Origin of the sequence: Paenibacillus sp. FSL L8-0470, from assembly GCF_038008625.1 — a bacterium.
GTDB lineage: Bacteria > Bacillota > Bacilli > Paenibacillales > Paenibacillaceae > Paenibacillus_AQ.
The window spans coordinates 4047873-4067298 of the sequence record NZ_JBBOZM010000001.1 but is presented as its reverse complement, the minus strand read 5'-3'; the positions used below and the strand labels follow the sequence as shown (position 1 = coordinate 4067298).

Genomic DNA, 19426 nt, shown 5'->3' with positions numbered 1-19426 from the left:
GTTAGAGGAGTTCATCGGTTACCGGAGGAACATACGAAGGCATGGGTTTCCGCCGCAGGTCGGGAGGCCATGCTTTTGTTGTTTTTCAGAAAGCTGCAGCCTCTGTTGCGGATTTTCATGAAAAAAGCTGCTTTTTTCCGGATTCTGAGGTAAATTTACATAAGTGACTTTTATCTGAGCCGAAAGGATGCCTGCCGTGACTTCAAAAAAACCGCCTGTTCCCATTCCGCTATTGATGCTGATTGGAATTGTGGCTATTTCTTTTTCTTCTATTTTTATAAAATGGTCATCCGCTCCGGTATCGGTTCAGGGGATGTACCGGCTGCTGTTCACCTCTCTATTGATGCTGCCCTTTGCCCGGCCTTACAGCGGTGCCGCTTTTGCCCTGCGCCGTAAAGACTGGCTGCTGCTGGTTGTGTCCGGGGCGATGCTTGCCCTGCATTTTTTATTATGGATGGGTTCACTGAAATTCACCTCTGTAGCCAGCTCGACGATGATCATGGCACTGGAGCCGGTGTTTATTATGCTTGGAGCTTATTTGCTGTATAAAGAAAAAAGCAGTATGGCCGCCATAGCGGGACTTGCCATTGCGATCTTTGGTGTTGTATTTATTGGCTGGGGAGATATCGGCCTGTCCTCTGACAATTTAAAAGGTGATTTGCTGTCCATTGGCGGCACAGCAGCGGTTGCCGCTCATTTGCTGATCGGACAGAAGCTGGTTGCCCGCATGCCACCGTATTTGTATAGCCTGATTGTATTTATCGCAGCGGTTATTGTTTTTGCGGTCTATAATCTGCTGGCGGGCATTCCGTTCTTTGATTATCCGCCAAGGGAGTGGGGAATCTTCGTCTTGCTGGCAGTCGTCCCGACCGTCTTCGGTCACATTCTGTTTAACTGGCTGCTGCAGTACACTTCGGCGACTACCGTCTCGATGAATATTCTGGGAGAGCCGGTTGGTGCAAGTATTCTGGCCTTCCTGCTGCTTGGCGAACAGTTGACAATCCTCCAATGGTCCGGTGGAGTATTGGTAATGGGAGGACTTGCAGTCTATTTGTATGCAGGACGCAGGAAAGCGGCGAAGAGAAGTGAGGCTCTGCCCAGCGTCTCCTAAAGCACACATTCTAACAGACAACTTATCAATATAAAGGGGTATTTCACAGTATGAAGGATCAAGACTTAGAGCAAGAACCGCAAGACAATCCGGGAGCTGCGCCTTCCAGTGAAGAACTCTGGAATGAGGATACCTATGCCGCATGGACCAGCAGATTCGGCACTCCGTCAGAGGCAGCAGCGAAGCTGACTAAAGACCCGGCGTCCCGGTTGTTCCCGTTAAACGCTTATTTCGGTGAGGTTCGCGGGAAGAAGATGATGAATCTGATGGGCTCGAACGGCATGAAGGCGGTAGCCCTAGGGCTGCTGGGGGCTGAAGTGACTGTTGCCGATTTCTCAGAAGCTAACGCCCGGTATGCGGAGGAATTGGCGCAGGAAGCCGGAGTCGGGCTGTCCTATATCATCTCGGATGTGCTGAAGCTGCCCGAAGAAGTGCTGGACAGCACGTATGATATCGTTTTTGCTGAAATGGGGATTGTCCATTATTTCACTGACCTGAGCCCATTTATGGAAATTGTCTGCCGTTTGCTGGCTCCGGGGGGAACCTTCGTGCTGCGTGATTTTCATCCGGTGACGACCAAACTGATTTCTTCTAAAGGATCAACCGCTAAAGTACGGAAGCACAAGGTAAGCGGCGATTATTTTGATACGGCGCTGGAACAGAAGAAGGTGTCTTACTCGAAGTATATGCCTGCTTCAGGCGGTCAGACGGGTGAGAAGCATAGTGTTGTTTATTGGCGGCGCTGGACTTTGGGGGAGATCGTTACGGCAGCCGCTGCTAGTGGTCTAGTCATCCGTGAACTGGTGGAGGAGCCCAACCTGTCGTCTGAGGTTTACGACAAAGGAATTCCCAAGACGTTTGCGCTGGTAGCAGAGAAACGTTGACTTTACGACGAATAGCTTTGGTGTCCTTTTAAGGACGGTGGCTGTTTCTGCGGAGAATCGAAATATAGTTAACGGCATGAATTAATAAGAAATGTTCATCATAGAACCGGTGGTCTGCTTTGAGCTGAATCAATCAGCCTGAGTGGATCACCGGTTTATTTAATTCACATCATTAATTAATATATATAGTTAACGACATTAAATAAAAAAGAAGTGCGTAGACGAAGATTGAAAAAAAATGCGTAAATTAAGATTGTTATGGATGCTGCTGTTTTCGTCCAGATACTATAGTGCTTAACTACAATATAACTGTTCTGTTATCAGACCAACACGCTCTCAGCAGCAGCCATTTCCACAAATGCCTGCTGCAAGGGAGTTAAGGTATAATCCTTCCGCCAAGCCAGTACATAAGTTGCAAGCCCGGGCGAAACCCCCGGAAGCGGAGCATAACTTAAACGGCCCAAGGCCACCTCGTCTTTAACTCCTGTTTTGGAGAATAGTCCCACATTTCCGCCTTCGCTAATCATCCCTTTAAAAGCCTCCGGTGAATTCACAACAGTATTATTCCATACACGCACATTGTTCAGCTGTGCCCATTGGTCGGCTGTTGCTCTCAGGCTGGAAGCGGGATCATGCTGAATCCACGGCTCCTGCGCCACCAGCTCCGGGGACAGCACTTTAATTTGAGCAAACGAATGACCGGGTGCAAATATAAGAACAACCTCATCCCGGGCAACCACCTGTGTATGAAAGGAGTCATCTCCACCATCACTGTCTTGCAGTACCCCCAGTTGGATCTCCCGCCCCCTCAGCCGTTCACGCACAAGGTGATCCGATTGTATCGTAAGCGACACATCTATCCCCGGATGAAGATTGATAAATTGTGACATTATATTAGGAACAAAGTAAGTACCAGGCATGTACCCGGCCTCAAGCGTAAGGCTCCCCGATGTGAGGGAGGAGAACTGTTTGACGCTCCGTTCCGCTTCTGCAGCGAGGGAAACAATACGAACTGCATATTGAAAAAGCGCCCGTCCGGCATCGGTTAACAGCACACGCCCGCTGCGGTATTGAAAGAGGGAGGCTCCAAGCTCATTTTCAAGGCTTTTCATATGAAAGGAAACGGTAGGCTGCTTTAGACCCATTTCGGCAGCGACATCCGTTACTTTTTTGTATTTTTCAATCAGGACTACAATTTGCAGCTTCACAATATTCATGAATTTCCTCCGGTCTGGATGGCAATAAGTTAATAAAACATCTTCTTAGTATAGATTATATCTATACTGTTATACATTTTCTATTAGAATTTTTATCTTTCGTTTTACAAACATAAGCTTTTTCTCTAACGAACGAGCTCTAGAATAGGAAGAGTCATAAGAGATACACAAAGAGGAATGCTTCCAAAGTGAGTTTTGTAAGAAGCAGATTCAATGGGTCAGACACACACAAAACCTTTAGGAGGAACAAACAAAAATGCAATTCAGAAAATCGTGGATCATGGCTTTGGCTTTAACCAGTGTAGTAGCACTTTCGGCATGCGGTAACGGAGGAAATAATGCGGCAACTAATAATGGGGGAACTAATGCAGCTGCGACAAATACACCTACAGAAAGCAGCGGCGCAGAATTAAGCGGATCGATTCTGGCTTCGGGTTCCACAGCGCTTCAGCCACTTGTTGAAATGGCAGCTGAAGGCTTTATGGATGCAAACGCAGGCGTTGATATTCAAGTGCAAGGCGGAGGAAGCGGCACGGGCTTAACTCAGGTTGCTGAGAAGCAAGTAGATATCGGTAACTCTGATGTGTTCGCAGAAGAGAAGCTGAAGGATGCAGATGCAGAAAAAGCAAAATTACTTGTTGACCATCAAGTTGCAGTTGTAGCGATTGCAGCAGTAAGCAACCCCAAAGCTGGAGTAGACAGCCTGACTAAACAGCAGCTGGTTGACATTTTCACAGGAAAAATTAAGAACTGGAGTGAAGTTGGCGGAGCGGATCAAGCGATTCAAATCATCAACCGTCCAGCAAGCTCGGGTACACGTGCAACCTTTGAAAGCTTTGCACTTGGAACTAAAACAGAAGACCAAGAAGGATCGATTCAAGAAGATTCTTCCGGTACTGTTAAGAAAATGATCGGTGAAACTCCAGGGGCTATCGGATATCTGGCATTGTCTTACCTTGATGAAACTGTAAAAACGCTGAACTATGAAGGTGTTGAGCCTTCTGTAGACAATGTTATCTCCGGTAAATATCCGGTGTGGGCTTATGAGCACATGTACACAAATGGTGAGCCTGCTGAACATGTCAAAGCATTCCTTGACTACATCATGACAGATGAAGTGCAGAACGGCGATGTAGTAGAGCTTGGATATATCCCGGCTTCGAAAATGCAGGTTTCCCGTGATGTAGAAGGCAAAGTATCAACCAAGTAATTCCCGGCTGACAAGCTTTACAGACTTCATCCATTAGAACTTCATGTGATTAGAGGCGGAATCCTTCTGCCTCTCTTTTCACTTTAGAAAGAGGGAGCAGCTTGAGTGTAAAACCTAAGAAATCCAAAATTGAAAAACATCATATCGAAGATTTTATCGGGCGTTCTTATATGTCCTTCTGTGTACTCCTATTGATAGTAATCATTGTATCGATGGTGTATTTTGTGGCGTCCAAAGGGATTGCTAACTTTACCAGCGGTGAAATTAAGCTTTCTGATTTCTTGTTCGGCAAAAAATGGTCCCCGGAAGGTGACAATCCCTCTTACGGAGCATTGCCTTTTATTACCGGCTCATTTCTGGTTACGCTGCTTGCAGCGCTTATCGCAAGTCCACTCAGTATCTGCGCTGCTCTGTTCATGACTGAGATTGTACCGGGTTGGGGTAAAAAGCTGCTGCAGCCGGTTATCGAACTGCTGTCAGGCATCCCGTCAGTCGTTTACGGCTTTGTGGGTTTAAGCGTCATTGTGCCGTTTCTGCGTAATACCTTGCCAGGGCAGGGCATCGGGGTTGCTGCAGGCGCGCTTGTCCTATCGGTAATGATTTTGCCGACGATTACAAGCGTGGCTGCAGACGCGCTGGCTTCTTTGCCGCAAAACTTAAAAGAATCCTCCTTTGCGCTCGGTGCTACACGGTGGCAGACGATCTCCCGGGTGATTCTTCCGACTACATTCCCTGCAATTATGACGGGGGTAGTGCTGGGGATGGCCCGTGCTTTCGGTGAAGCCCTTGCTGTACAAATGGTAATCGGAAATGCACCTTTCGTGCCGAAGTCACTTTTCGAATCGGCTTCAACCTTGACCAGCGTAATTACGCTTGGCATGGGGAATACAACGATGGGGTCAACGCACAATAATGCGCTGTGGAGTATGGCGCTGGTTCTTATGCTGATGACCTTTGCTTTTGTCCTCATCGTAAGAATGCTCGAAAGGAGAAATAAAATTTGAAGCCGAGAACAGCAGACAAGGTTGCCACCACCGTTATCGTCTTTTTCGCATTACTCATTGTAGCCATTCTGGTTGGATTGCTTGGATATATTCTGATCCGTGGCTTAAACCATATCAGTTGGGATTTCCTGACTTCCGCACCGCAAAAAATCCGCGCAGGCGGAGGTGTGGGGCCGCAGCTGTTCAACTCACTGTTCCTGCTGGTGCTGACGCTGATCATAACTGTACCGCTAGGTCTTGGAGCGGGGATTTTTATGGCGGAGTATGCACGTCCAGGCAAACTAACGAACTTTATCCGCCTGATCGTGGAAGTCCTGTCTTCCTTCCCTTCCATTGTCGTAGGTTTGTTCGGTCTCTTATTGATCGTAAACACCTTCAATCTGGGGTTCTCCTTAATATCCGGTGCTCTCGCACTTACCGTATTTAATCTGCCGCTGATGGTGCGTATTACGGAGCAGGCGTTCCGTACAGTGCCCAAGCAGCAGAAAGAGGCAGGGTTTGCCCTTGGATTATCCAAGTGGAAGATTGTTACCTCTGTACTGTTTCCCGTGGCACTGCCGACGATTATCACTGGTACGATTCTCTCCGCTGGCCGTGTCTTCGGTGAAGCGGCCGCTCTGATGTTCACGGCGGGCATGAGCAGCCCGCGTCTGGATTTCACCAACTGGAATCCGCTTAGTCAAACTTCACCGCTTAATCCTTTCCGTCCGGCTGAAACCCTGGCTGTTCACATCTGGAAAGTCAACAGCGAAGGGCTGGCGCCTGATGCCGTACAAATCGCAGCCGGAGCTTCGGCCGTGCTCGTTATTACAGTATTGATCTTCAATCTGGCCGCAAGGTATTTCGGCAGATATATTTACCGCAAGCTGACTGCTTCCAAAAGAATGAACTAAAACTTTGATTATAGAAACATTTTAGGAGGAGTAAGAGATGGGGATAGCGGAACCTGTGGTGCGTGAATCATTTCAAACAGAGGACCTAAGTATATTTTACGGCACATATGAAGCAGTGAAGGGAATCAGTCTTCCTTTTGGCCAGAATACTGTTACTGCACTTATTGGCCCGTCGGGCTGTGGTAAATCGACTTTCCTTCGTTCCCTTAACCGTATGAATGACGACATCTCCGGTTCGACAACGAAAGGGAGCATCTGGATTGACGGCGTGGACATCAACGCTCAAGGTACTGATGTGATCAAGCTGCGGCAAAAGATCGGCATGGTCTGGCAGAAACCGAATCCTTTCTATAAGTCGATTTATGACAATATTGCTTTTGGTCCAAAATACCATGGCATTAAAGGTAAGCAGGCACTGGACGAAATTGTGGAAAGCAGTCTGCGCCGTGCGGCATTATGGGACGAGGTCAAGGACCGCCTGAAGGATTCAGCGTTGGCGTTGTCCGGCGGACAGCAGCAGCGGTTATGTATCGCCCGCGCATTGTCAGTTAATCCGCAGATTCTGCTGCTGGATGAACCGGCATCGGCACTCGACCCTGTATCGACCGGTAAAGTGGAAGAACTGATCAAGGAACTCAAGGAAGAGCTTCGCATTGTTATTGTTACGCATAATATGCAGCAAGCTGCGCGGATTTCGGATTTTACCGCATACTTTTACCTAGGTTCACTTGTGGAATACGACAAGACAGAGAAAGTCTTCAGCAATCCGGAGAATCAAATGACCCAGGAATATATCATGGGCCGTTTCGGCTGATCGAAAAGAGCTACAGGCACTGCCCGTTCGGGTGGTGCTTTTTTTTGGCTGTACAGCAAAGAAGCGTATTTACCTCCAAGATACAGGATAGGCTTGAAGCGCATGATCAGGACATTCCCAAGTTTGAAAAAGCAATTGGAATCATGTACAATCACTGAGAATGGTTATCATAACTTAGTGCTGGAGGGAATCCTTATGAATCAGAACCAGTCTGCAGCTTACGGCAGCATTGCCGAAGTGATCAAGGAGCGCCGCTCCATTAAACAGTTTAAGTCTGAACCTCTGCCTGCAGGCCTGCTTGAGGAACTGCTGGATATCGCGGTATGGGCGCCAAATCACGGACTTCGGCAGCCGTGGAGATTTATTGCTTTTCAGGGGGAAGGGGCGGAATTCCTTGGGGATGCTGCTTATTCATTCTTGAAGCGCGGGGCAGCTGATCCGGAATTTGCAGCCAAACGCAAAGAATATCTTTCATCGGTTCCTTTAACAGTAGTCGTCGTGATCCCTGAGGACCCGCGTCAAAGAGAGTGGGATGAGGATTTTGCCGCTGCATCCGCACTTGTGCAGAACTTCCAGCTGGCGGCATGGGAACGGGGAGTAGGTACGATTTGGAAGACGGATCCTTATATTTACGCTCCGGAATTCCGCAGCAAGATTGGTGTGAAGCCGGGAGAGAAAGTGATTGCGATGATCCATGCCGGTTATCCGGAGATTATTCCCGCCAGCCGTCCACGCAAGGAAGCCGCTCAGCTACTTACAGTTGTAGACAGCTATCCGGAGAGTGGAGTTGTGGAATAAACACCTAAGCCGCTGTTAGGAACAAAAATCCGGACTAACACCTGGACTAGCTCTTATTGAAGCATCCTGCGGGATGCTTTTTTTCTATGGGATTGAAATGTAGATGCAATATATATTGTACATAATGACGGTTATAGATTACAATGGAGCGGTAAGTGAATTTATTCTCCGGGAGGGCTCTGGTGAGTGAGAAGAACATCAAACTGAAACTGGCGCGGATTCAGAAGGACCTGTCCCAGGAGCAGCTGGCGGAGGCGGTGGGCGTGACGAGACAGACGATAGGACTGATTGAAGCGGGAAATTACAACCCGACAATCCGGTTATGTATTGCCATCTGCAAGGAACTGGGAACAACTTTAAACGATATATTTTGGGAGGAGTAGTTATGAAAGGTAAGGGGATCAAGGATGAGCGGATTCAAGGTGAAGTACATAAGTTAATGGCGCACGGGTTTACGATTGTGTTTGTGGGCATAGCGGCCAGTGTTTTTGTTAAAGTATTTGTTCTGCACTTGGATCTGAAGTATTGGCTGGACAGCTTCCTAATCCTGATGGCAGCTTGTTTCTATGTTACGCTCCGGAGCATGCGTGGTGGACTATTCCTCCTGCCGAGCAAGGCCGGGGAAGTACAGCGGCTCAAGAAAACCAATCTGATCAGTGGAGCTGCAGGTGCGCTGATATGGGCAATATTGATGATCAGCTATGACCTGTTGGGTAAGGACGAAGTTGATGTAGTTGCGAGTGTAATGAGCACATTGGTTGGCTCCGTTGTCTTTTTCTTCGGGATTACCTGGATGCAATGGTTCATGATTAAACGCTCCAATCAAAATGCGGATAAGCACCTGGAATAGACGGATGAGCTCCTAAAGATGCTGTCTCTTGCAAAACTAATAAAATTAGTTTATATTGTAACTAATATCATTAGTTTTTAAGGGGTGTATTTATGAGAATCACTCAAGAAGGAAATTTGCTGCAGCTTACTTGGATGCCAGGATGGTTTCCGGTCAATTGCTATCTTGTTGTAGAAGAGCAGGAATTAACATTGATTGATGCGGCGATGTCTTTTAGTGTCCAAGGGATCCTCCGTACAGCTGCTAAATTAAACCTGCCGCTTACCCGAATCGTGCTGTCCCATGCTCATGGAGATCATGTTGGAGCGCTGGATGAACTGAAGAAACGGCTTCCTGACGCTGTAGTATATATATCTGAGCGGGATGCAGCTTTACTGGGCGGGGACCGTTCGCTTAGACAAGGTGAACCGCAGACTCCGATTAAAGGGAGTTTACCTAAAATATCCACCAAACCGGATATATTGCTCCATGACGGAGATACCGTCGGCTCTTTAACCGCAATCAGTACTCCCGGCCATACACCAGGCTCAATGTCTTTTCTGGATCAGCGAAGCGGGGCCCTGATTGTAGGGGATGCTTTTCAGACCTTTAGGGGAATTGCGGTGGCCGGGACGGTTGTACCATGGTTTCCATTTCCGGCAATGGCTACCTGGAATAAGGAGCAGGCTGTGGCCAGCGCAATTAAGCTTGCAGGGACGTCTGCAGCGGTGCTTGCCGTTGGACACGGCAACCTGCTGAAGGCGCCAGGGGAAGCCATGAAACAGGCTGTGAGCAAAGCTCAATTGCAACTAGGAAAGGAAGGGAGATAAGATGTCACCAAGGGCTGGACTGGATACACGTACGCTGGTATTGGCTGCGGCAGAATTAGCGGATGAGCGGGGGATGGGAGAAGTCACTCTGGCTTCACTCGCGGCCAAGCTGGGCGTACGCTCTCCGTCGTTGTATAATCACGTTAACGGACTGGCAGGGCTACGGACTCTGTTGGCCGTTCACGGCCTGGAACAGCTTCACGCTGCGATGACTAAGGCCTCTGAGGGGATAGCCGGTGATGCAGCCGTTCACGCTATAGGGCAGGCTTATGTGGACTTTGCAAGGCAGCATCCGGGTCTATACGAAACAACGCTGCGAGCACCAGATCAAGGGAACACATTGCTGGAAGAGACAAGTGAGCAGATTTTATCCTTAATCCTGCATGTGCTGTCCGGTTACGGGCTTGGGGAAGAAGGAGAACTGCATGCTGTTCGGGGACTGCGGAGTATTCTGCACGGCTTTACTGCACTGGAGAACAAGGGAGGCTTCGGCCTGCCGCTCGATTTGGAGATCACCTTATCCCGGCTGATTGATACATTTATTGCAGGGATCAGCTGCATGAAGACAGTGTAAGCAGTCCAGAACAACATCATTAAGTGATTTAACCATTCCGTTAGGGGGAAAGTGAGATGGAAAACGTGGAAGTGCAGGGCGGTGTAACAACATATAAGGAGATGAGTGAGGTCATTGCCAAGCTGGGTATTGTACCTCTTGCTTCGCTGATTCCGGAGCATCCGTCATTAAACGGGCTGACCAAAGCCGAGAACTGGCATACCGGTTCAGAGCTGGATCCATGGGGCTGGCGTGCACAGTTTCCGGGTGAGGGACTGGCCGGCTACGGCAAATTTATTAAGAAAAAGGCAATTCTCGTCTCGCGGGACTGGTTTCCGGCATTTGTAAAAGCCGCTGGCAGCGCTAAAGAACTGGAAGAACGGTACAATAACGGCTTGGCCAGCAGAGAAGCATTGACATTGCTGCAGGTGATCCGTGCCAACGAGGGTATAGATACCCGCCAGCTGCGTTCTTTGGGTGATATGAAAGCAAAGGAAAAGAAGACTGCTTTTGACAATGCGGTCACAGAGCTGCAAGGCACCCTTGATATTGTAATCTCCGGAGTTCAGGCACGCCAAAATGACTTGGGAGAAGTAAATGGCTGGAGCAGCACTTCGTTTGAGACCGTAGGCCACTGGATGGAAATTCACGGCCTTACCCCTTATGAAGGTTCCCGCGAGGAAGCTATAGCTTGGCTGCGCTCCAGAATGGATGCCAACTGGTCGCCTGCTGCCATAGCCTGGATCAGCAAAGCCTTGTCCTGGTAATCACTTGTCAATTTGTAATTTATATTGCACCTGTGTGATCTTGAGAAGTTTGTTTTAATGCCTTTCCATTATCTACAGATGCGGCTCCATTTATATGGAGTTTTCAAACAAGCCTTGGGCGAATCGCAGGAAGAACTTATTGCAAACTGCAAAGAGATGATAAGCGTTGTTTTTTGTTGGAGTGCCTCATTCAGCAAAACAAAGGGGAAACAGTCATAAGCGACATTTATTCTGCCAATGATTACAACCTATCCCTGCGCCGGGTAGTGGACTATATTGGACAGCACTGCAAGGACATCTGTACCGTGAGCAGTGGTATTTTAAAACTTTTATCGAACAGAAATTTTCATAGCCTGAAATATGAGAGAGCCGATACCCGCGTAATAGGGTTATCGGCTTTGTGTCTGTACGGCTAGCTCTTTGAGATGCGTTTATCAGCAACCTCCCGGTTATGTCACTTGTTGCTGGTCTTCTTGATCAAGTCCACGCCATCGTATGCCAGACTTTCCACACTCGCAGCCTTCTGCAGTAAGTAATGATCAAAAAAGTTCTTCGTATAGTCTGTAACAAGATTTCGCATCTCCATAGCATGCCGTTCGCCTCTGAGTTCCTCATTAACACTGGTAAACACGATGTCGCAGTAATCTAAATGCGCAACACGATCAACAGAGAAGTAATAGGTTTCCATGCTATTGTTAGCGCCAATTATCGCATTCATGTTATAGTTAGGTTCACAAAACAGTAGCAAGAAGGGTTTCTTAAGGTCGCTGTCGAGAAGGCCAAACGCACCGCTATCCAAGCCAATCCCGCAGGCGAACCGGTCGTCGTCCCGGCAAACAATCGCCGTCGTAGGCCCTCCATAAGAATGTCCGACTATGCCCATGCCGATGTCAAAGAGCAATCTGCCCTTAAAGATGGAATTCAGCTCTCCAGAGTCCAGTTTGTAAAGATAATCGGCTACATACCTTACATCTTCTGCCTGTAATTCACTATACTCTGTTAACTTGGCAAGTATCGGCAGTGTAAGCACGTTATGGCACATCTCAATGGCAGTTTCATCGTCAGGCCGCATCTCCATCTTACCAGCCAACGCCTGCATCTCCGGATCTTCAGAAAACGCCATAATGACATCCGAAAAATCCTTTGACACATTAAACAGGCGCCCATCTTTACGCTTATACATCGTGCTATTCTGATGGCCGATGCTTACCACAACATATCCCATGCTTGCCAAGTCCGTACAGATCACTGTACCCCATTCTGGAGAACCGCCCCCGCCGCAAACATAGAATAACACCGGATAGCGTTTTTCCTTCCCGGAGAGAGCAAGGTCGTCGTAACACTGGGTCTGGATATCTATAGAGAAAACATCCTTCCCTTTAAGATACGCAGTGACAAGTGGCTGCTCATTAAACATTTCGTAGACTTCAGGAAACATGTACGTTGATGTAGTCTTACCTTCGCTACTGTCGGACGGATAGTACACAAACGCCGTCAGTTCTCTTTTTGAGTGATCTGATGCCGTGTACTCAAAATCCATCTGGGTTCGACCGACAGTATAGCCGCCAATTGGTTCTGGAAATGCGTCATAAGTTTTCAATTTCTTGTTCCCCCTTAATTAAGAAAAGTGGCGAGCGTGAAATACATACATTGCGTTATGAGCGCTTATCAAAACTGTGAAACTATTACATCCTATCTTCAGTGAATCATATCTACTCCTTGGCTTTCTTGATATCGCTAACAATTTCAGAATATTTATGATCTTCAAGCAGCCCATGACCCATAAAGTCAGCAAAGTACTTGCTAATCTTATGTTGCAGCATAGAGTCCTTAATATCGAATTCCCTAAAAAACATGACTAAATTAAACTGCATGGACTCAAACATAAAAGAAATCAGGTCGTCGTCAATATCAGGTCGGAGATATCCATCAACCCTCATTCGGCGTAAAATATCCTTGATCAAGGGGAATGACTCGCCCTTTAGCACATTCAGATATATTTTAAGTAAAATGTTCTCGGGAATGTAAAAAAGTGTTGCAGTGAGTTTGATTTCCAACTCATTCAGTGGCTCGGTCACAATGCCATTAACGTTACCAAATAAGCCAGTAAGGAAAAACCGGAAAAGGGAATCTTCATTACTGTTATTAAAATACGCAGCTCTTTTCTGGGTCACATTACGTATTAACAGACAATAAAGGTCATCTTTGTCTTCAAAATACCGATAAAATGTTCCGGGGTGCATGGACAAACTATCCAAAACCATCTTCATAGTTATATCCTCGTAAAGATTATCAACAAAAAGATGCATAGCACTATTAGATATTTCCTCGCGCCTTGCTTCATCTAAACGAAAGAAAGTATTTTTTGGCATAGATTACTCCTTATTGTGAAGTGTGAATTCATTCACACCATACCGATAATTTATTCACATGTCAAGTAGTATTGAAATATTAATATCAATATTAAAGATTAAAACCATATGAACTTGGTTCATATTGGATGACAGTAAGATGTAACAACGCAAAAATAAAAACGGCTAATGGACTCCAGCAGGAGCTCAAAAGCCGTAAGCGCTTTCTATTAAAGCTATATAATGAAGCAACCTCATAGCATAGGAGCCAGGTATGCAATCAGAAAGTATAAGAAACCGAATAGTAGCATGATGTAAGCTGTGTATTTGATTGCATTGGATGCGATAATGCTTGAGTCTGTAGGGGCTTGAACACTTGGACGTTCATGCTCCGGCCGTTCCAGCTCTTGGGATATCGACTCTTTCATCAGGATGACCTCCTAAAAGTTTTGTGAGTATCATTCAGCACTGATTGGCTTCATCCAACACCTAAACTGGATTGGAAATACAATCCTTAATTGTATTGTGACATATTTGTGAATTAATTTCAACAATATTGTGAATATTATTTGAACAAAACTTTAAATTTGGGTTAATTATGCCTTTAACTATTCAGGCAAGCGCAAAAACACCCCGTTACCCTCTCTACAGAGAGTAATGGGGTGTAGCAATAAGGTATTCATCGAAAGGACATAATGGCCTAAGAACTTGCTTAAACCCAGTTACCTGCGCGGAAGATAGGTTCAGCAGTTCCATCGTCTGTAATTCCGTCTATATTCATTTCCGGGGAACCCATCATGAAGTCCACATGGGTCAGACTTTGATTCATCCCTTTGTCAGCAAGCTGTTCCTTGGTCATAGAGATGCCCTCCAGCAAGGTAAATGCATAAGCAGCACCAAGTGCCAGATGGCATGAAGCATTCTCATCATACAGTGTAGTGTAATAGAGAATGCCGCTTTCCGAGATTGGAGAGTGGTAAGGGACCAGCGCTACTTCACCGAAGTAAGCGGCTCCTTCATCCATGGCCAGCAGGGAAGCCAGTGCATCCTGGCCGACTTCTGCCGTAAAGTCAGTGACCTTGCCATTCTTCAGGGTAAGCGTAAACCGGTCGATGATGTTGCCTCCATAGCTGAGCGGCTTCGTGCTGCTGACTTTGCCATTAGCGCCAGTCTTGAGCGGGGCAGTGAATACTTCTTCTGTCGGAATATTGGCCAGGAAAGAGACCCCGCGTCCATTCACGGCTCCGGCCTGACACCAGATATGGCCTTCGGGTAATTCGATAGTCAAATCTGTTCCGGGAGCGGTATAATGCAGTTTGCGGTACTTTCTGGCGTTCAAAAGATCACAGCGCTGCTTTAAGCCGCCTAAATGCTGGCTCCAAGCCTCAACGGGGTTCTCTTGGTCTGCACGCACCGCCTTGAAGATCGCATCCCAGAGCAGGCCAACCTGTTCTTCCGGCGGTGCATCGGGAAACACCTTGGCCGCCCAGGATGGAGACGGAAAAGCGATGCCGCTCCAGCTGATGTAATTGTTCATCATCATTTCACGGTACGGGGCCATAGCCTGGCCTGCGGTGCGCTGATGATCGGATATCCGGCTGGCTTCTACACCGTTCAGAAGATCCGGATTGGCGGAGATTACCGTCAGGATGGCCGCGCCGTTGCGTGCCAGATCCTCCAGCTCATCCGCCTGCCATTTCGGCGGTTCAAGGAAGCTGGCCGACGGGGCCAGATCATAGCGGGTCCGTGTGACGAACTCGTCGGTATAATTGACCTTGACCAGCTTAGCACCGGCCTCATAAGCTTTCCGCACAATCAGGCGGACAAGCTCTGCGGCAACGATGTCTGCATTCAGTACGAGCGTCTGCCCGGGCTGTATATTGACTCCGATCTTTACAGCCAGCAGTGCGTAATTCTCCAGCTTTTGCTTGAAACTCAACATGATTTTGCTCCTCCGCTATCTGTAGTCTGTGTTTAAAACGCCCAATTTCCACTTTTGAATACCGGTTCCCGTGTACCGTCAGCTGTAATTCCGTAAATATCCATGTCAGGTGAGCCGATCATGAAATCAACATGGGTGACACTGGTATTCAGGCCATGGGCGATCAGCTCATCCTGGGTCATCTCTTTACCGCCCTCAAGGCAGAAGGCATAAGCTGTACCGATAGCCAGGTGGTTGGAAGCATTCTCGTCAAACAAGGTATTGAAATATAAAATATTCGATTCGGAGATCGGGGACTGGTGAGGCACCAGAGCAACCTCGCCGAGATATTTGGCTCCTTCATCCAGGCTGATCAGATACTCCAGTGAATCCTGGCCTTTACCGGCGCTTACACTGATGATGCGGCCGTTCTCGAAGGTGATGGAGAAATCATCAATAATGTTGCCGCCGTAGCTGAGCGGCTTGGTGCTTTTGACCGTGCCGTTAACACCTGTCTTAAGCGGTGCTGTGAACACTTCCTCTGTTGGCATATTGGCGACAAAAGTGTGGCCTTTGGCATTGATGCTGTCTCCTTGCGCCCAAATGTGACCTTCTGGCAGTTCGATAGTCAGGTCTGTGCCGGGTGCTATGTAATGCAGGCTTTTATACTTCTTGGCATTAAGCACATTAGCCTTCTGTTCTAGTGTATCAAGATGCTCCTGCCAGGCGGCAACCGGATCTTCGCGGTCAAGACGGACAGTGTGGAAGATAGCTTCCCATAGTTTATCCACACGTTCTTCGGCCGGAACATCAGGGAACACTTTGTCGGCCCAAGCTTGTGTAGGGATGGCAACAATACTCCAGCTGATTTTATCGGACATTTGGTAATCACGGTATTTCGTAAGCGCAGCACCGCGTGTTTTTTGGTAATTGGCGATACGTTCCGGATCAATGCCTTTTAGTGCGTCGGGATCTTCGGCGATTACTGTCAGAATAGCGGCTCCATTCTCGGCGAATTCGGTCATTTCTCCCGCGTACCACGTTGGAGCCTTCGTGAAGACTTCCGGTGCGGCATGTTCAAACTGCTGGCGGGTAATGCTCTCGTCACTCCAGTTTACTTTGACCAGACTTGCCCCTATGGCATAGGCTTTGGCCGTAATAAGCCGTACGAATTCTACTGCTGAAACGGGAGCGTTGACGACCAGTATTTGACCCGGTTGAACGTTGACGCCGATTTCGACTGCCAGATCTGCATATTTGCTAAGCTTCGCTTCTAAATTGAGCATTGGGTTTCCTCCATTTACTATATTTTAGTGCTGTATGAGCATTGTATTAAATTATTAACCGCCGGATGAAAAAAGTCAATTGCAGCGGAAAGAGAGGGATTTGCTTTCATTTCAATGCTATACTGGGAGAGTGTGGACGATCAGATGAAAGGAAGGAAAGCGCATGAACGTACAAATTATAAAAGCGGAATTGAAACGCGAAGAAGATAAGAGCTATGTCGGGAGGACGGTGTTCACGCTCGACAATCATAAGTCTCCGTATGAAATTACGTTCTTCAGCAAACGGGGAAGCGAATGGGATTACAGCTTCAGCTTTGCCGGCGAACCGGGGAGCGAAGAGCAGTTCCTGGAGATTGACACGCTGCTGGAGAATGATGACGATCTGTTTAATCAGCTGCTGGATGCCGCACTGGATACCCAGGACATTCAGGAAGAAGAATAGCATCGCAAAAATGCGACCGACGAAGGCATCCACTGCCGGTGAACGGTCGCATTTTATATTTATATAGGTATAAGTTCGAAAGCTCTACCCGATCGTAATATTGCCTTCAGGATAACGGTAGAGCTCCTTGCTGTTCTTCGGTTTAAGCGCATAGGCAAGTGTCAGCGGTCCGGTACGTCCGACAAACATCAGAATGATCACCATAACCTTCCCTATAGTCGTCAGCTCCGTAGTCAGCCCCATTGTAATGCCTGAGGTCCCAAAAGCGGACACCGCCTCAAACAACACGGTCAGGAAATCCGCACTCTCCGTCACGGACAACAGCATGGTGGCAATGACTACCAGCATCAATGAGAGCAGTGTCATCGTGATGGCCCGGTACACGTTTTCTTTGGAGATCCGGTGGCGGAACATGACGATGTCTTCCTTCCCGCGCAGTTTGGCATATGCTGTACTTACCAGTATGGCAAAGGTAGTAATCTTAATCCCACCACCGGTTGATCCAGGCGCCGCACCAATGAACATCAACAGAATCATCAGAAACTGAGTGGATTCCCGCAAGAGCGGAATCTCAATGGTTGTCACCCCGCCGGAGCGGGGGGTGATCGCCTGCAGGAAAGAGGCCATTATTTTGCCGCCGGCATGCAGCGGTTTTAGCGTGGTGTTCAGTTCAAGCCAGAAAAAAATTGCCGCCCCGACCAGAATCAAGATGGCTGAAGTGGAGAGAACCACCTTGGAATGCAAGGTCAGACGTTTGCGTTTGGGGAAGTCGATTACGTCGGATAACACGATAAACCCAATACCGCCTAGGAAAATGAGCAGCATGGAAGTGATGTTGATAATGGGATCCTCCACGTAGCGGGTAAGACCGCTGAATGGCCCGTGCACATCTCCGAAGAGATCAAATCCGGCGTTGTTAAAGATAGAAATGCTGTGAAACAAACCGTAATATACCGCTTTTCCGAAAGGCATATCCAGCATGAATCTTACGGCAAGCAGGGCTGATCCGCTAAGCTGTATGACCAGGGAATAGATCAGTACCCGGCGGATCAGCTTGACGATGCCCTGCATGGAGTTCTGGTTCATGGATTCCTGTAGCAGCAGCCTTTCTTTGAGTGAGATCCGTTTATTGAGTACAAGTGTAATCAGCGTGGCCATGGTCACAAATCCGAGACCGCCGAACTGGAACAGCACCAGGAGGACAATTTGTCCAAACACCGTCAGCTGTGTTCCGGTGTCGATGACAGCGAGACCGGTGACACAGGTCGCTGAAGTTGCCATAAAGAGGGCGTCGATAAAGGAGATTCGGTCTCCTGTCGAAGCTGCCGGGAGGCATAAAAGTACTGTTCCTGCCGCAATCAGCAGCATGAATCCGAGCGATAGTATTTTTGGTGGCGTCAGCCTTAGGTGCCCGAGGAATAGATTAGCCAAATTCATTCTCCTGACGTCTTGATATCATTTGTCCAGATTATATCATAAGTTCCAATCGATCAACTTGCGGGGGGAGGAAATTGGCATATTTTATCGAATTACTAAAAAGTAATACCTATTCTGAGAAAGCATAGAGGAGGCTGTACTTGCTGTGACAAGTCCGATTCTGAATCAGATTGGCGCCGTCTTCATTCCGGTCAGTGATATTGAAAGATCAAAGAACTGGTATTGCAGCTTGCTGGGGCTTCCGCTAGACGGTGAGGTATTGTTCGGTCATCTGTATGTGGTGCCGATGCAAGGACCGGGTATTGTGCTGGACAGCAGAATTTTCACGGCCGAGTCGGTTCTGAAGGTGCCGTCCTTTCATTTAAATACGGAGGACATCGATGCTGCTTATGATTTTGTCAAAGCCAGCGGTGCGGAGATCCTGACTGACATTGAGAATGATCACTGGTTTAACTTCAAGGACCCTGACGAAAATGTATTAATGATTTGCCGTTGTTAAGCGATGTGTGGAAGAAGTACATCAGCAATTAGTATTATGCCGAGCAAGATTGAGCAGGGGGAAATGATGAATATAACGCTGAAAGAGCTGGTTCCCGGGGATGCTGCTGAACTCCTGAGTCTGCAGCACCGGCTGGATGAGGAATCTTCATTTTTGCTGCTGGAGCCGGATGAGAGGCAGACTGGATTGCAGCAAGTAACAGAGATGATTGAGAGCTTCGCCAAAGCCGAAACTTCGATTCTGCTCGGCGCCGTGGCAGATGGCAGGCTGGCGGGTTACTTATCCGTCCGTGGAGGAAGCCTAAGACGTAATAAGCATAGCGCGTATATTGTGATTGGCATCTTGGCGGATTATCAGGGAATGGGTATCGGCAGCGGCTTATTCCGGGAGATGGAGAGCTGGGCAACCGGCGTCGGCATTGTGCGCCTGGAGCTGACCGTTATGACACATAATGATCGAGCGGTGTCATTATACACCAAGCGCGGCTTTGAAATTGAAGGCATCAAGAAGAAATCACTGATGGTCAGCGGGGATTGGGTGGACGAATATTATATGAGCAGGATTTTGTCTAACTAAGTTC

General features: G+C 47.9%; 22 protein-coding genes. 15 read left to right on the top strand and 7 right to left on the bottom strand.

From position 1 onward, the window contains the following. Window positions 1-196: 196 nt before the first annotated feature. The gene (locus tag NST99_RS18315) at window positions 197-1111 is read left to right on the top strand and encodes a DMT family transporter (protein ID WP_445744974.1); all 915 of its coding nucleotides are present in this window, start codon (window positions 197-199) and stop codon (window positions 1109-1111) included. 50 nt (window positions 1112-1161) lie between these two features. Next, on the top strand, window positions 1162-1995 hold the full coding sequence (locus NST99_RS18310) for a class I SAM-dependent methyltransferase (protein ID WP_341093607.1): 834 nt from the start codon (window positions 1162-1164) through the stop codon (window positions 1993-1995). Window positions 1996-2315: 320 nt separating this feature from the next. Here the strand turns inward: NST99_RS18310 and NST99_RS18305 are convergent, their stop codons facing one another. After that, window positions 2316-3212, bottom strand: a complete 897-nt coding sequence (locus tag NST99_RS18305) for a LysR family transcriptional regulator (protein ID WP_341093606.1) — start codon at window positions 3210-3212, stop codon at window positions 2316-2318. Window positions 3213-3468: 256 nt separating this feature from the next. Here NST99_RS18305 and NST99_RS18300 point away from each other — a divergent pair, with 256 nt between their 5' ends. The 10 genes from NST99_RS18300 (at window position 3469) to NST99_RS18255 (ending at window position 10910) form a co-directional block, all read left to right on the top strand. Beyond that, the gene (locus tag NST99_RS18300) at window positions 3469-4422 is read left to right on the top strand and encodes a phosphate ABC transporter substrate-binding protein PstS family protein (protein ID WP_341093604.1); all 954 of its coding nucleotides are present in this window, start codon (window positions 3469-3471) and stop codon (window positions 4420-4422) included. Between the two features lie 101 nt (window positions 4423-4523). Next, a complete protein-coding gene (pstC, locus tag NST99_RS18295) occupies window positions 4524-5426 on the top strand; it encodes a phosphate ABC transporter permease subunit PstC (protein WP_341093603.1) in 903 nt (300 codons plus the stop codon). After that, complete coding sequence (pstA, locus tag NST99_RS18290; protein ID WP_341093602.1) at window positions 5423-6319, top strand: phosphate ABC transporter permease PstA; 897 nt, start codon at window positions 5423-5425, stop codon at window positions 6317-6319. The genes pstC and pstA overlap by 4 nt, the downstream gene beginning before the upstream one ends. Before the next feature lie 37 nt (window positions 6320-6356). Continuing rightward, window positions 6357-7133, top strand: a complete 777-nt coding sequence (pstB, locus tag NST99_RS18285) for a phosphate ABC transporter ATP-binding protein PstB (RefSeq protein ID WP_341093600.1) — start codon at window positions 6357-6359, stop codon at window positions 7131-7133. 195 nt (window positions 7134-7328) lie between these two features. After that, on the top strand, window positions 7329-7931 hold the full coding sequence (locus NST99_RS18280; protein WP_341093598.1) for a nitroreductase family protein: 603 nt from the start codon (window positions 7329-7331) through the stop codon (window positions 7929-7931). 182 nt (window positions 7932-8113) lie between these two features. Continuing rightward, window positions 8114-8314: a helix-turn-helix transcriptional regulator gene (locus NST99_RS18275; RefSeq protein WP_340898044.1), complete on the top strand. Its 201-nt coding sequence runs from the start codon at window positions 8114-8116 to the stop codon at window positions 8312-8314. A gap of 2 nt (window positions 8315-8316) precedes the next feature. Continuing rightward, complete coding sequence (locus NST99_RS18270) at window positions 8317-8781, top strand: DUF6773 family protein (RefSeq protein WP_341093597.1); 465 nt, start codon at window positions 8317-8319, stop codon at window positions 8779-8781. Between the two features lie 92 nt (window positions 8782-8873). After that, window positions 8874-9590, top strand: coding sequence for an MBL fold metallo-hydrolase (locus tag NST99_RS18265; protein ID WP_341093596.1), 717 nt, complete (start codon window positions 8874-8876; stop codon window positions 9588-9590). A 1-nt stretch (window position 9591) separates the two neighbouring features. Then, window positions 9592-10164: a TetR/AcrR family transcriptional regulator gene (locus NST99_RS18260; RefSeq protein ID WP_341093594.1), complete on the top strand. Its 573-nt coding sequence runs from the start codon at window positions 9592-9594 to the stop codon at window positions 10162-10164. Between the two features lie 56 nt (window positions 10165-10220). Then, window positions 10221-10910: an AlkZ-related protein gene (locus tag NST99_RS18255; RefSeq protein ID WP_341093592.1), complete on the top strand. Its 690-nt coding sequence runs from the start codon at window positions 10221-10223 to the stop codon at window positions 10908-10910. Between the two features lie 454 nt (window positions 10911-11364). Here NST99_RS18255 and NST99_RS18250 read toward each other — a convergent pair whose 3' ends face one another. From NST99_RS18250 to NST99_RS18230, 5 genes are all read right to left on the bottom strand, one after another. Next, the gene (locus tag NST99_RS18250; RefSeq protein WP_341093590.1) at window positions 11365-12510 is read right to left on the bottom strand and encodes an alpha/beta hydrolase; all 1146 of its coding nucleotides are present in this window, start codon (window positions 12508-12510) and stop codon (window positions 11365-11367) included. A 112-nt stretch (window positions 12511-12622) separates the two neighbouring features. Further along, the gene (locus NST99_RS18245) at window positions 12623-13282 is read right to left on the bottom strand and encodes a TetR/AcrR family transcriptional regulator (protein WP_341093589.1); all 660 of its coding nucleotides are present in this window, start codon (window positions 13280-13282) and stop codon (window positions 12623-12625) included. A gap of 233 nt (window positions 13283-13515) precedes the next feature. Continuing rightward, window positions 13516-13689, bottom strand: a complete 174-nt coding sequence (locus NST99_RS18240) for a hypothetical protein (RefSeq protein WP_156130888.1) — start codon at window positions 13687-13689, stop codon at window positions 13516-13518. A 284-nt stretch (window positions 13690-13973) separates the two neighbouring features. Further along, the gene (locus NST99_RS18235; RefSeq protein ID WP_341093586.1) at window positions 13974-15203 is read right to left on the bottom strand and encodes an aminopeptidase; all 1230 of its coding nucleotides are present in this window, start codon (window positions 15201-15203) and stop codon (window positions 13974-13976) included. A gap of 32 nt (window positions 15204-15235) precedes the next feature. After that, entirely contained in the window at window positions 15236-16468 is a 1233-nt protein-coding gene (locus NST99_RS18230) for an aminopeptidase (RefSeq protein WP_341093585.1), read from the bottom strand. A gap of 163 nt (window positions 16469-16631) precedes the next feature. Here NST99_RS18230 and NST99_RS18225 point away from each other — a divergent pair, with 163 nt between their 5' ends. Then, window positions 16632-16910 carry a hypothetical protein gene (locus tag NST99_RS18225; protein WP_038592629.1) on the top strand — a complete coding sequence of 93 codons (279 nt, stop codon included), beginning with the start codon at window positions 16632-16634 and terminating at the stop codon, window positions 16908-16910. Between the two features lie 84 nt (window positions 16911-16994). Here the strand turns inward: NST99_RS18225 and NST99_RS18220 are convergent, their stop codons facing one another. Further along, window positions 16995-18347 (bottom strand): TrkH family potassium uptake protein, encoded by a 1353-nt coding sequence (locus NST99_RS18220; protein WP_341093582.1) that lies wholly within the window; start codon window positions 18345-18347, stop codon window positions 16995-16997. 145 nt (window positions 18348-18492) lie between these two features. Between NST99_RS18220 and NST99_RS18215 the strand changes: the two genes are divergently transcribed. Both NST99_RS18215 and NST99_RS18210 read left to right on the top strand, forming a co-directional pair. Continuing rightward, entirely contained in the window at window positions 18493-18846 is a 354-nt protein-coding gene (locus NST99_RS18215; RefSeq protein WP_341093580.1) for a VOC family protein, read from the top strand. Between the two features lie 36 nt (window positions 18847-18882). After that, entirely contained in the window at window positions 18883-19422 is a 540-nt protein-coding gene (locus NST99_RS18210; RefSeq protein WP_341093579.1) for a GNAT family N-acetyltransferase, read from the top strand. Window positions 19423-19426: the final 4 nt, after the last annotated feature.